This window comes from Thalassobacillus devorans, from assembly GCF_011761345.1.
GTDB classification, from domain to species: Bacteria; Bacillota; Bacilli; order Bacillales; family Halobacillaceae; genus Thalassobacillus; species Thalassobacillus devorans.
The window spans coordinates 792,642-806,002 of the sequence record NZ_JAASRY010000001.1 but is presented as its reverse complement, the minus strand read 5'-3'; the positions used below and the strand labels follow the sequence as shown (position 1 = coordinate 806,002).

The 13,361-nt window shown below is 44.9% G+C and carries 13 protein-coding genes; 7 read left to right on the top strand and 6 right to left on the bottom strand.

Annotated elements, in window-relative coordinates:
• Positions 1 to 16 precede the first annotated feature (16 nt).
• The 5 genes from FHS45_RS04025 to cbpB form a co-directional block, all read right to left on the bottom strand.
• Positions 17 to 259 (bottom strand): YkuS family protein, encoded by a 243-nt coding sequence (locus tag FHS45_RS04025; RefSeq protein ID WP_062445591.1) that lies wholly within the window; start codon positions 257 to 259, stop codon positions 17 to 19.
• Positions 260 to 338: 79 nt separating this feature from the next.
• A complete protein-coding gene (locus FHS45_RS04020; protein ID WP_062445589.1) occupies positions 339 to 1,457 on the bottom strand; it encodes an N-acetyldiaminopimelate deacetylase in 1,119 nt (372 codons plus the stop codon).
• Positions 1,458 to 1,792: 335 nt separating this feature from the next.
• The gene (dapD, locus tag FHS45_RS04015; RefSeq protein ID WP_062445587.1) at positions 1,793 to 2,512 is read right to left on the bottom strand and encodes a 2,3,4,5-tetrahydropyridine-2,6-dicarboxylate N-acetyltransferase; all 720 of its coding nucleotides are present in this window, start codon (positions 2,510 to 2,512) and stop codon (positions 1,793 to 1,795) included.
• Between the two features lie 89 nt (positions 2,513 to 2,601).
• Entirely contained in the window at positions 2,602 to 4,107 is a 1,506-nt protein-coding gene (locus tag FHS45_RS04010; RefSeq protein WP_062445586.1) for an MDR family MFS transporter, read from the bottom strand.
• 90 nt (positions 4,108 to 4,197) lie between these two features.
• The gene (cbpB, locus tag FHS45_RS04005; RefSeq protein ID WP_062445584.1) at positions 4,198 to 4,665 is read right to left on the bottom strand and encodes a cyclic-di-AMP-binding protein CbpB; all 468 of its coding nucleotides are present in this window, start codon (positions 4,663 to 4,665) and stop codon (positions 4,198 to 4,200) included.
• A gap of 466 nt (positions 4,666 to 5,131) precedes the next feature.
• Between cbpB and trhA the strand changes: the two genes are divergently transcribed.
• Positions 5,132 to 5,767 (top strand): PAQR family membrane homeostasis protein TrhA, encoded by a 636-nt coding sequence (trhA, locus tag FHS45_RS04000; RefSeq protein ID WP_062445582.1) that lies wholly within the window; start codon positions 5,132 to 5,134, stop codon positions 5,765 to 5,767.
• A gap of 278 nt (positions 5,768 to 6,045) precedes the next feature.
• Here trhA and fadH read toward each other — a convergent pair whose 3' ends face one another.
• Positions 6,046 to 6,813, bottom strand: a complete 768-nt coding sequence (gene fadH / locus FHS45_RS03995; protein ID WP_062445580.1) for a 2,4-dienoyl-CoA reductase — start codon at positions 6,811 to 6,813, stop codon at positions 6,046 to 6,048.
• 193 nt (positions 6,814 to 7,006) lie between these two features.
• Between fadH and FHS45_RS03990 the strand changes: the two genes are divergently transcribed.
• The 6 genes from FHS45_RS03990 to ilvN all read left to right on the top strand — a co-directional run bounded on the left by FHS45_RS03990 (position 7,007) and on the right by ilvN (position 13,106).
• Entirely contained in the window at positions 7,007 to 7,858 is an 852-nt protein-coding gene (locus FHS45_RS03990) for a metallophosphoesterase (protein WP_062445578.1), read from the top strand.
• Positions 7,859 to 7,974: 116 nt separating this feature from the next.
• Positions 7,975 to 8,553: an SCO family protein gene (locus FHS45_RS03985; protein WP_166761356.1), complete on the top strand. Its 579-nt coding sequence runs from the start codon at positions 7,975 to 7,977 to the stop codon at positions 8,551 to 8,553.
• Between the two features lie 73 nt (positions 8,554 to 8,626).
• Positions 8,627 to 9,100, top strand: coding sequence for a YkyB family protein (locus tag FHS45_RS03980; RefSeq protein ID WP_062445577.1), 474 nt, complete (start codon positions 8,627 to 8,629; stop codon positions 9,098 to 9,100).
• 464 nt (positions 9,101 to 9,564) lie between these two features.
• Positions 9,565 to 10,470: a branched-chain-amino-acid transaminase gene (gene ilvE, locus FHS45_RS03975; protein ID WP_062445575.1), complete on the top strand. Its 906-nt coding sequence runs from the start codon at positions 9,565 to 9,567 to the stop codon at positions 10,468 to 10,470.
• 396 nt (positions 10,471 to 10,866) lie between these two features.
• A complete protein-coding gene (gene ilvB / locus FHS45_RS03970; RefSeq protein WP_062445573.1) occupies positions 10,867 to 12,588 on the top strand; it encodes an acetolactate synthase large subunit in 1,722 nt (573 codons plus the stop codon).
• The gene (gene ilvN / locus FHS45_RS03965) at positions 12,585 to 13,106 is read left to right on the top strand and encodes an acetolactate synthase small subunit (protein ID WP_062445571.1); all 522 of its coding nucleotides are present in this window, start codon (positions 12,585 to 12,587) and stop codon (positions 13,104 to 13,106) included. The genes ilvB and ilvN overlap by 4 nt, the downstream gene beginning before the upstream one ends.
• Positions 13,107 to 13,361 lie beyond the last annotated feature (255 nt).

Below are 13,361 nucleotides of genomic sequence, written 5' to 3'. Positions count from 1 at the left end.
AATGCGCCCCATTTGCTTATCGCATCCGCTGCTCCACTTGCTGACAGACTTCTTCCGCTGTCGCACCGTGTGCATTGATGACCGACTGCTCTGTTTGTACATCCGCCATTCCCATCACATCTTTATCCTGACCGGAAATGACACAACAGTCACATCCTTGTGCATCCTGTTCATTTCGAAGGGTTACTATATCATACCCTTTTTCCTGTAAAGCGGAACTAATATCTGTCAAACTTTCCTCTACTGCAATTTTTCTCATTTCTTTTTCCTCCTTGAATAGGGTAAGGTCTACGTCCCTATTGTTACCAACGTTAAAGGAGGTATGCAGATAACCATGCCTACCAGTTTCGGGTGACCGCTTCCACAATGTCCACCCCAACAGCCAATGCACGTTCATCCGGTGTTAGTTTTGCGTGATGAAGTCCATATTCAGATTCCACTCCAAGCCAGAACATAAACCCGGGAATCTCTTTCAGCATATAACCGAAGTCCTCCCCAGTCATGGCTGGAGGTGCTTCCTGGAAGGTGACACCATCCACTTTTTCAGAAATCTGCCGGAAAGCATCCACATGCTTGCCGTTATTGTGCACCTGATAGTAATTAGCTCCATAATCAATCGAAGCGGTACATTCATGTCCGATTTCCAGCCCTTCTGCCAGCCGTTCAATATTCGCCTTTACCTTTTTCATCGCTTCCGGGGACATCGTCCGGATCGTTCCCTCCAGACGGGCGTTTTCTGCAATGACATTCTGGACTGTTCCACCGGTAATTTTTCCAATTGTGACGACCGCACTATCCAAAGGATCCACACGCCGGGCAACGATTTGCTGCAGCTGCGTGACGAAATAGCTCGCGGCCACTACCATGTCATGCGTCTGGTGGGGGTAGGCAGCATGTCCACCCTTCCCTTTCAAATCAATAAACAACTCGCTTGTGTTAGCAAACAGCAAGCCTTCTCGGGATGAAACGGTCCCCACCGGCAGATCTGGTGCTATATGAAGAGCAAAAATAACATCAGGACGCCACGCTTGAAATGCTTCACTATTCAAAAGCGGCTTGGCACCACCTGGTCCTTCCTCTGCCGGCTGAAAAATAAACAATGCATTGTCAGCTGCCGGGTTTTCGGCAAGCCGTCTTAGTGATCCTAATGCGATAGTCATGTGAAAATCATGCCCGCAGGCGTGCATGTTTCCTTCATGCCGGGATTGATACTCATACCCGGTTTCTTCCGTGATAGGCAGTCCATCAATATCGGCCCGGTAGCCAATTGTTTTTGACGGATTCTCGCCTTTTACAAAAACTAAAATTCCTGTCCGCCATGTTTTGATTTCGATATGCTCCTGTGGCATCCGTCCGATCTCCTCTAAGAGATACTGTTGTGTTTTGTATTCCTGGAAGCCAAGTTCCGGAATCTGGTGCAAGTCTCTTCTTATTATTTGAAGCTGGTTTTTATCCAACCTGCCCACCTCTTTCTTTTTGAATCTGTTAAGTTGTTGCTGGTTATCCCTAAACACTTGTTCAATTAAAGAACCGAAAAGTCGAAGACTTGATTTCGAGACATTATTTGAGGAATAGCGGCATAGGGGAAGGATTCGCTTCCCTGCGGTGGAACTGGCGAACCTCCTCAGGCGAAGCCTGAGGAAGCTCACCACATGCCCACGGAAAGCGATCCGTTTTCCCGGCCGCCATAATCACAAGCTAAAGTCTCGAAACTCAGTCTTCAGTAAAAGGAGCTTTAATGCAATATTTCTTATAGAAAAGGCCCTGCGATGTGCAAGGCCTTAAGGGTTGATCAGTTATCCAGTTTGCGTAGTTCCTGTTTGATTTCTGTCTTGGATTTGGTCTGATCGTCGATGTCTTTGATTTTTTTTGCTGGTGTACCGGCAACCAGTGTATTTGGAGGGACATCTTCTGTAACGATGGAGCCTGCTGCTACGACGGAACCTTCACCGACTGTGACACCTTCCAAAACAACTGCGTTTGCACCGATTACGACACCATCTTCGATTACTACCGGGCTGGCAGATGGCGGCTCGATAACCCCTGCAAGTACGGCTCCTGCTCCGATGTGGCAGTTTTTGCCGACCGTTGCGCGTCCGCCTAGGACTACGTTCATATCGATCATCGTACCTTCACCCACAACAGAACCGATGTTGATCATGGAACCCATCATGATTACGCAGCCATCGCCGATTTCCACCTGGTCACGGATGACAGCGCCTGGCTCGATACGAGCGTTAATGCCCTTCAAGTCCAGCAATGGAATCGCAGAGTTTCTGCGGTCATTCTCTACTACGTAGTCCGCAATAGCATCTTTGTTGTTTTCAAGAAGCTGTTCGATGTCTTTCCATTCACCGAATAAGACTCCGCTTTTTTCTTCGACAAAATCCTGAACGTTCTCACCGAAATCGATGCTCTTCAAGTTTTCCCCTTTCAGGTAAACTTTGACTGGTGTCGACTTGGTGCTATTCGAAATAAACGAAATGATTTCGTTTGCATCCATTTGTTTCATGTGTCAATTCCTCCTTCATGGTATGTAACGTACTGCTTCATTTACTTTATCAAAGTGAAATGTTTGTGACAAGAATTTCACTTGTTTCTTTATTTTTTCGTTACGTTGCTTTTGTCTCCTTTGGGCAGCAAACTGATCAATAAAAGACTGATGATCGCCAGGACCAGGATACCGATATAGACAAGGTGAAGTCCGGATGTCAGGGCCTCCTGCAGTACTTCAAGGGCACCGGGGGAAAGACTCTCCCTTTTTTCCGCATCCAGCAGCAGGTTGGTGGAGTCGACGGTCAACTCCTTGCCAAGATCCGCTTGAGCAATTGCTGTCTGAATCCTGCTGTTGAGCATACCGCCGAGCAAAGCTGCGCCCACCGCACTCCCCAGGGAACGCATGAACATGTTGGATGCTGTAGCGATCCCCCTTGTCTTCCAATCCACCGTACTTTGAATCGAGACGATGAAAGAAGTCGTCGAAAGCCCCATGCCGACACCGATGAAAAACGAGCCTGTCGCTGCCCAAACCGGTCCTTTTTCCGGAGATAACATAAAGAAGAAGATACCACCGATAATTAACGAAATACCACCAATCAATGAGGTGGACCGAAATCCGATCCGAAGCAGCAATCTCCCGGCAAGAGCAGATGAGATAGGCCAGCCAATCGACATCGTGGTTAACGTGAAACCGGCGACAATCGCAGGCTTCTCCATCACACCCTGAACGAATGCCGGCAAATAACTGGAAACGCCGATAAGAATCATTCCTGTGGTCAAGGATGTAATATTAGCAATGGATATCGAGCGATGCTTCCAGATTTCAAATGGCATCATCGGTGCGCTTACCCTTTTCTCCTGGGAGAAAAATAGGACGAATCCGATAGATGATAGACTCGCAAGTACGAGCATCAACTGTGAATCCCAGGCTATCCTAACCCCGCCTTCCACGAGAATCAGCATGAGGGCACTGACAGCAATGAACATGTACAAGGCACCGCCATAGTCGATTTTCCTGTCTGTCTTATCCAGTTCCTCATGAAAGAAAAGGATAATGCCTGCCATCGCCAGCAAACCTAACGGTATATTCATCCAGAATACATACGGCCAGCTCAACACATCAACAAAAAAGCCGCCGAGTGCCGGGCCCGTTACAGCAGAGATTCCCCAAACACTTGATAGGTAGCCTTGAATATTGGCACGCTCTTCTTTCGTATAAATATCACCAACGATTGTCGTTGCAATCGGCATCAATGCCCCAGCCCCTAATCCCTGGATCAGCCGGGTGAAAATAAGCATTTCCATGGAAGCAGCAAACCCGCTTAATGTCGAACCAATTAAAAACACCGATATTCCAAATAAAAATATCGGTTTTCTTCCAAAGATGTCTGAGAGTTTACCGAATATCAGCACCGTGGCAGCATTCGTCAGCAGATAAGCAGAAAATACCCAGCTGTATAGACTGAATCCTCCTAAATCGGCGACGATGCTTGGCATCGCTGTAGATACTATCGTGGCTTCAATTGCTGCCAGAAACATGGCAAGCATAATAGATGCTAACACGAGCGGCCGTTTGATCGTTTTTTTATGTACAACAGACTGTTCCATAAATCCCCTTCACTTTCTTCATCTTAAGATAAAACAAGGGCTGACTCTTTAATAGAGTCGAGCCCCGGTTGATTGCAATTTCTTTTTTCTCTACCCCTTCACCTTATCCCGTAAGAGGTTCGTTTCTGTATGCAAATAACGATTCAACTGCTTTAAAATTGCTCTGCGCGTCAAAATACCATCAAAAGAACCTTCTTCATCTGCGACACAGACAAATGGGTTATCGATGACATACTTCAACGCCTTTTCAAACGAATCATCCCGGTGAAGAATCGGGATTTCTGTTTTCATGACCGTGTTGACACACATCTCGGATAGTTTATTAAATTCAAATTGTTCGATTCCTAACGTTTGTTCGATGATAGCGGCTTTGCTGATTGTCCCTTTCAGCTTAAATGCAGCATCCAGTACAGGAACCGCAGAATATCCGGTCTTCACTAAGACCAGTAAAGCGTGTTCGAGTGGATTGCCTACCTGAACATGGGCGACTTTATCAGCAGGAATCATCAGTTCGTTTACTGTTGTGTGGAGCAACTCATCGTTTGGTACATTAATCATTCTTCAACACTCCCTTATCATCCAGCAGTCGAAGGAGCAAACGGAAAACACAATACATAGCAAAAAGGCTTTTTTTATCAAAGCCTTCCCTCCCATTGTTCATGGATATTACATAGAACCACAGGATATGCTACTTCATATTTTAACATACTCCGGTGAAGCGAGTAGACTTTTATGGAAGAAAACTTTTTTTACGTTCGCGTCTGACTGATCCTTCCTATTCCTCACTGACAGGTTCTTTATCGACATTAATGATAATTTCCACCAATGTAATTTTATTACATTTCTTACAATACCCCGGGTTTCTATAAAGCAAACAGCAATTAGGACATTTAAAAAACATAAGAAAAACACCCTTTTTAACAGTTTATGTACCAATTAGAGCCGGGGTGTTCTCTAGCCAGGAAAATTAAAACATGAGATAATGTATGTTAATGAAAGAAAACAAGGAGATGTTCGTCCAAAAATGTCAACACATACCTTTACAAAACCGGAAGAGATAGCCAATACGATCACCCATGGGATCGGAGCGATATTAAGTGTGGCGGCACTTGTTTTACTTTTAGTGTTTGCCAGTATGGAGGGGAACCCGTGGCACATTGTCTCCGTAGCTATTTACGGGGCGACCATGGTATTAATGTACGTTTCTTCAACATTATGTCATGGTTTTCCAAAAGGGAAAATGAAAGATCTCTTTGAAATTTTTGACCACTCGACCATCTATTTATTTATAGCTGGAACTTACACTCCAATTATGCTCGTTCCATTGAGAGGCACCCTGGGCTGGACGTTGTTCGGCACCGTTTGGGGCATAGCTATTCTGGGCATTGTTTTCAAAGTTTTCTTTGTCAAACGCTTCGTCATGCTGTCGACTTTGTTCTATATTTTGATGGGGTGGCTGATTATTCTGGCGTGGGGACCCCTGACTGCGGAGTTACCGGCACAAGGGATTACGTATCTTGTTGTCGGCGGCGTGCTGTACTCGATCGGCAGTGTTTTTTACGTGTGGCGGAGTTTTCCATTTCACCACATGGTGTGGCATCTGTTCGTGCTAGGAGGGTCACTGTTCCACTTCTTCACCATTTTCTTTTATATCCATTGATATAACGAGAACAGGCAATATGCGTAACCATTAGAATTTCATCTATATAAGAGAAAGTAATAGCGTATATGAGACAGCCTACATCATAAGAGTGACAATTTTTTAATTATGAGAGACAATTTTGAAAATAAAAGAGACAATACCTGCATTATTTGAGAATGAAATAAGTTAAAGAGAGACACCAACCTATATAAGAGAGAAAAGAGAAGCACCACCCGCCATGGTGGTGCTTCTTGCATATCATTACAACGATTCTCCCCGTATATGTTCTAAGAACCTTAAAAAGGGAATTGGTTAAGCCATTGGCCGCCGTCCAGGGTGACGACCTCGCCATTCATATAGGACGCCTTTTCCGAAAGTATGAAATGCGCCAAATCAGCAATTTCTTCGGGAGTCCCCAATCTTCTCAATGGAACCGATTGAAGCGTCCGCTTTGCTGCCTCTTCTGACTCAAACAGTTTATCTGCTCCTCCGGTTCGTTCGATAGGCCCAGGCGCTATCGCGTTTACCCTCACCCCATATTTAGAACCCCATTCGACTGCCAATGTCCGCGTCAAACTGAGTACACCTGCTTTTGCCGCTGCAGAATGAATGACACCGGCTCCTGCATTCCAGGCATAAGTAGCCACCATGTTCAAAATCGTACCCTTTGTTTTATTTTCAATCCAGTAATTTCCGACGGCATGACTACAATAAAATGTTCCGTTCAAAACGATATCAATGACGGTTTTCCATCCATTTGCAGACAGCTTTTCTGCCGGGGTGATAAAATTACCGGCAGCATTATTGACCAGGTGATCAATTCGTCCGAATGCTGCTTCTGTCTCTATCACCATCCGTTCGGCATCTTCTATATTTCTTACATCCATAACAATTGTAAGTACTTGAGCCGGGTCATCCCCCACGATCTCCTCTTTTGCCGCTTGCAGGCGTTCCTCATTACGACCGGTAATGACAACGTTCGCACCCTCCTGGACGAACTTCTTTGCCATGTATTTCCCCATCCCGCTGGAACCGCCGGTAACTATTACAACTTGTCCTTCCATAACAACTCCTCCTTCACTATGTATGTATTCCATATCAAAAACTGAATTCCTGTTCATTTTTCAAAATATATCAATCTATTATCATTTTCATCATAAATCTAGCACATATCCTACTTTCTGCTATAATAACCTAGACTGAGGGAATATATGCTGCAACCAAAGACACTTACATGGAGATAGAAAGGAAATTTATATGAAGATAAATCGGCGAGCTTTCTTAAAAAAAGCATTCGGCAGTCTTCTTGCATTACTGGGCTTAAGCGGTGGAACATACTATTATGCGAGATACATGGAGCCGGATATGCTCACTATCCAAGAAGAAACACTGATAAATAGTAAAATTCCCGGGTCATTCCGTGACTTTAAGGTCGTACAGTTTTCCGATACCCATGTCGGCTTTCACTATACATTGGAGCAATTGAAAGAAGTCGTTGATCGAATTAACCGTATCAAGCCGGATCTGATACTTTTCACCGGAGACCTTGTCGATCGTCCCAACGCCTACGAGTGGGGTGGCAATATTGTCGAGGTATTAAAAAAGCTGCAAGCTCCTCATGGGAAGTACTGGATTTACGGCAACCATGATCATGGTGGTTATGGTACAGATATCGTTAAGAAAAAGATGGACGAAAGCGGCTTTCAACTGCTTCAAAACGAACATACTGTTATAAAAAAAGAAGGAGCTTCCTTCATTCTTGCTGGAGTTGACGATCTCATGCTTGGTAAACCGGATATGGAAAAAACACTGCAGGGAACTGATCGCGATTCCTTCGTACTCCTGATGGTTCATGAACCGGATTATGCGGATGAGGTAGCTAACTACCCGGTAGACGTGCAATTATCAGGGCACAGCCATGGCGGTCAAGTCCAGATTCCTTTTTTCGGGTACCTTGTAACACCGCCCTATGCTGAAAAGTATGTAGAAGGACGGCATACGATCGGTAATCTCGATCTCTATGTCAGCCGTGGTCTCGGTACCACCAGGCTTCCTTACCGATTCTTGTGTAAACCGGAATTTACTGTTCATACGTTAAAAAATAGTTGAGGAAATTACGACATTTTTATGACAAATGAGCCAAAAATAGCAACACGCCAGCCTTCATGTTACAATAAATTTCGAATGTTAAAGAAGATTGACAGCTTCAGGTTGGAGGGAACAGGATGAAACTTATGTACAAACTGTCCTTGCCTTTTTTTGCTGTGTTGTTATTCTTGGCTGCATGCGGTCAGGAAATTGAGGAAAATATGTCCCGGGATGTGGGAGAATTCTCAGCAATCAATGAGCAAGGTGAAGAAAAAAGTTTAGAAGACTACCAGGGGCAATATTGGGTAGCTGATTTTATTTTCACCAATTGTGATACCGTATGTCCGCCAATGACTGCTAATATGGCACGCCTTCAGACAATGATGGAAGAAGAAGGTATTAAAGATGTGCAGTTAGTCTCTTTCAGTGTCGACCCTGAAAATGATGATCCTGAGGTATTAACAGAATTCGGGAATAAATTCCAGGCAGACTTTGCCAACTGGGACTTTTTAACTGGCTATGATTTTGATGAAATTCGTCAGCTTTCCATCAAGTCGTTCCAGTCCATGCTGGAAGAAGAACCTAATTCCGATCAAATGATGCATGGTACACGCTTTTATTTGGTGAATCCTGATGGAGAAGCAATCAAACATTACAGTGGTACAGAATCGGGATCCATGGAAGAGATTTTAGAGGACCTTAAGAAAACACAATAATCCAATGGCGCACCTTATTGTGCGCCTTTAACTTTACCGTTGCCTATAGTGTTACAAGAAAGGAGTGTATACGTTGAAAGAAAAACATGCGTTGACCGACCAGGAATTAGCCGAATCGTTATTTATTATCAACCGCCACGCTAAGACAGCACCTGAACCAAAAGAATTGTATGATTTAAAAAAACATACCATCGCGAAGCTTCTCAAGGAAAGCCGCGCCAGAAAACTCGGCCTCCACTTTTCTGATCATCCTAAATTAAGTCAACAGCATTCCACCCTGTTGATCCAGATAGGAAACTATTACTTTCATATTCCAGCGCAGAAAAAGGATTTTCAGGAACTTCGCCATTTAGGGAAGTTGGACAAAGATTACCGCAACCCTAAACCACGATTGTCTCTTTCCCGGGCGAAGAAAAATTTGTATCGTTATTTGGATCGGAAACCGGCCCCCTCCAAAAACAAATCTTTTCAAAAAAGCTCCTATACCTCCTCCTATCTTGGAAGTATGAACTTCCGCCCCTGGAATCAGCGTGGCAAACGCTCTTGATATATATTTAAAGGGAAAATCAAATGAAATCTCCTAAAAACTTTCAGCCATTTTTGTCTGGAAGTTTTTATTTTTTTGTCAATATTTTTTCCATTAACATCCAGGCCGAAACTTCCCCAACCCGCTCTGAACAGGTATTCACCCACCATTCGGAATATACTGATAAAATTTTTTAGAAAATTTTTTTAAAAACGAAATGTTGTCATTTCAACAATGTAAGCGTTTACTGTTTTTCTGATTTATCTAAACTATCAGAAAATTTACTTTTACCCTGTTGACGCCCTGCAAATAAGGGCGTATAGTAATCGTCAAATTCAAAAAAAAATAATTTTCTGAAAGCTGAAAGGCAGGAAGTTTTGGGCCCCGAAACTTACACATATTTTGTTAGCCGGGCTCATAAATTTCACAACAATATTTTATGAATTTTAAAAAATAATCAGTTAAAGAGAGGAGTGTGCAAAAGGATGAGTAACCAATGGATTTATCTCAACGGCGAATACGTCACCAAACAGGACGCAGTCGTATCTGTTTATGATCATGGTTTCCTATACGGAGATGGGGTGTTCGAAGGTATTCGTGTCTACAGCGGGAACATCTTCAAACTCGATGAACACCTTGACCGTTTATATGACTCAGCAAAATCGATCATGCTGAATATCCCATACACAAAAGAGGAGTTTCAGAACATTATTGTCGAGACTGTCCGTAAGAACCAGTTGGAAACAGCTTATATTCGCGTCGTTGTTTCCCGCGGTCCAGGAGATCTCGGGTTAGATCCAAATAAGTGCTCAGAACCTCGAATCGTAGTCATCGCGGAAGCACTCGCTCTCTTCCCGAAAGAACTTTATGAACGAGGTGTCCGGCTGGCATCGGTCGCAAGCCGAAGGAACCGTGCCGATGTTCTTCCTCCACAAGTGAAATCATTGAATTATTTAAATAATATTTTAGTGAAAATGGAAGCGAACCAGGCTGGAGTCGATGAAGCATTGATGCTGAACGACCAGGGATATGTCACAGAAGGATCCGCCGATAATGTCTTCATCGTAAAAAAAGGGGTCATCAAAACTCCTCCCGTCTACCTGGGAGCACTGGAAGGCATTACAAGAAATACGATCATTGAGTTAGCGAAGAATTTAGGGTACGAAATGCGGGAAGAGCCATTCACCCGCCACGATGTTTATGTAGCAGATGAAGTATTCCTGACAGGGACAGCGGCGGAAGTCATTGCTGTCAATGAAGTAGATTCCCGGGTGATTAACAACCGTAAACCTGGTAAGGTCACCAACCATCTGTTGTCTGAATTCCGTAAACTCACTACCGAAGACGGTGTGAAAGTATATGATTCTGATGCGAAAGTTCAAGTAAGCTGAAACTGACAACTTTATATTTAACTCCATGACGGGAACAAAGGGATAAGTTATTGTATTCACAGAGAGCCGGGGTTGCTGGAAGCCCGGAAATACACCTTATTCCGACATCCTCCCTGAGTGTCGGGCTGAACGATTCATCCATTAGGTCCGTCCAGGTGCCTTCCTAAGCACCTGTTATCAAAAGAAGCTGTACTGGTTGAATAGGCAGCTTCCCAAGGCAGTATTTGCGAGGATACTGTAAACGAGGGTGGTACCGTGAAAAGCCAAAGTCTTTTCTCCCCTCTTGCTCCACACGTTAGTTCCATGTGGAAACAAGAGTTGGATGAAAAGGCTTTTTTCATTGCTAAAAATGTTTAGATTAAAAAACTCAAATATCACTTAGGAGGGATTTAAAAAATGAAGGTAGAAGCGAAGCCGCACTATGAAACCCAAACGAAACCAAAGTCAGGTGCGGACCTGCTCGTGGATGCATTGATCCAGGAAGAAGTCAAAACCATTTTTGGATATCCGGGAGGGGCAGTCTTACCGATTTATGATGCGTTGTATCGTTCCGGTGATGCATTCCATCACGTCTTAGCCCGACATGAGCAAGGTTCAATCCATGCTGCTGAAGGCTATGCCAGAGTAACAGGGAAGCCAGGCGTTGTCATTGCCACTTCCGGGCCAGGGGCGACAAACCTGATTACCGGCATTGCGGATGCCATGATGGATTCCCTTCCGGTCGTTGTTTTCACCGGTCAGGTGGCTCGCGGCGTTATCGGAACCGATGCTTTTCAGGAAGCGGATGTTATGGGTATTACAACGCCAATCACCAAGCACAACTACCAGGTACAGTCGCTGTCCGACCTGCCTAGAATTGTAAAAGAAGCCTTTCACATCGCTTCTACCGGACGGCCAGGTCCTGTTGTGGTTGATATTCCGAAAGATATTTCAACCGAGGTGGATGACAATCCTCCAAGCGTTGAGTTCTCATTGCCGGGCTATCAACCGAACTTGAAACCGAATCCGCTCCAAATCAAAAAGCTGACAGATGCCATGGCGCAGGCTAAAAAACCAGTGCTGCTCGCTGGAGCCGGCATCCATCATGGGAAAGCTTCAGAAGAGTTGAAAGCATTTGCTGAACAGCATTCCCTCCCTGTCGTACACACACTGCACGGGCTGGGTACTTTCCCTGGCAGCCACTCCCTTTCATTCGGAATGGCAGGAATGCACGGCACCTACGCAGCCAACATGGCGCTTTATGAATGTGATTTGCTTATCAATATCGGTTCTCGTTTCGATGACCGTCTAACCGGAAAATTAGAACATTTCGCACCGAAAGCAACCGTCGCTCATATTGATGTCGATCCGGCAGAAATCGGAAAGAATGTACCAACCCAAATACCGATTGTTTCCGACTCAAAAGCGGCATTGGAAGCTCTATTAAAAAATGCTGCTGCTGCCCCATCAACGGAAGAATGGTACAAAAAGCTGGATAACTACCGGGAAGAATATCCACTTTGGTACAACAAGCCGGAAACGGACATGGTGCCACAATGGCTGATGGAAAAGGTCCACAGCTATACGGGTGGAGATGCTATTGTGACTACAGATGTAGGCCAGCATCAAATGTGGGCAGCTCAGTACTACAAACTGGAAAAACCGAATCGCTGGGTCACTTCCGGAGGACTTGGAACCATGGGCTTCGGCTTCCCGGCAGCCATTGGAGCTCAGCTTGCTGCTCCTGATGAAAAAGTCGTAGCTGTTGTCGGCGATGGCGGCTTCCAAATGACATTGCAGGAGCTGTCCCTCCTTCAGGAAATGAAACTTCCGGTAAAAGTAATCATCGTCAACAACCAGGCACTTGGAATGGTCCGCCAATGGCAGGAAAGCTTTTATGAAAAACGCTATTCCGAATCCATCCTGTCGACACAGCCTGACTTTGTAAAGCTTGCCGAAAGCTACAATGTAAGAGGCATGAGAATCGAGTCACAGCAGGACCTGGAAGAAAAACTTCCAGAAGCACTCTCAAATGATGAACCTGTTGTCGTAGACTGCCGGGTACTCCAGCAGGAAAACGTCTATCCGATGATTGCACCAGGAAAAGGAATTCATGAAATGATCGGGGTGAAACCATGAGAAGAATTGTGACAGCAACCGTCCAAAACCGAAGCGGTGTACTGAACCGGGTAACAGGGCTGTTAGCGAAACGACAGTTCAATATCGAAAGTATTTCGGTCGGCCGCACGGAAGCAGAAGGTATTTCCAAAATGACATTTGTTGTCGACGTTGAAGACGAACGGAAACTGGAACAGCTGACCAAGCAACTGAATAAACAAATTGATGTTCTCAAGGTTTCCGATATCACCGATAAAGCGATTGTTGCAAGTGAACTTGCATTGATCCGAGTAGTCAGCAATGCACAGATAAGAAATGAAATTCAGGGTATCATCGAACCATTCCGGGCGTCGATCATCGATATCAGCAAAGACAGTCTGACCGTTCAGGTGACAGGCAAGCATGAGAAGATTGAAGCATTGATCGATCTGCTTCGCCCATACGGCATTAAAGAACTGGCACGGACCGGCCTCACCGCCTTCCTCCGCGGCCAGCAGCCACAAGTAGCAGAAATGAAAAACTACTCAATTTTAAAATGATTTTCCTGGTTCCATTACCGTGATAGTAGGAACGGGTCAGGGAAACGACTCGCTTTTCGCGGGGAAGACGGCAAGCCTCCTCGGGCATTCGCCCTCCGGGGTCTTTCCAGTCTTACCTTTCCCGCAGAACTTTGAATAGCATCTAGAATTAACCCACGCACGAAGAAAGTGCGGATGCAATTTCGAGGAGTCTCCCCGTTTCCCCTCCCCTCTAATTAATTAGAGGTAAATGGAACCTACCAGGATAGCTAAGCA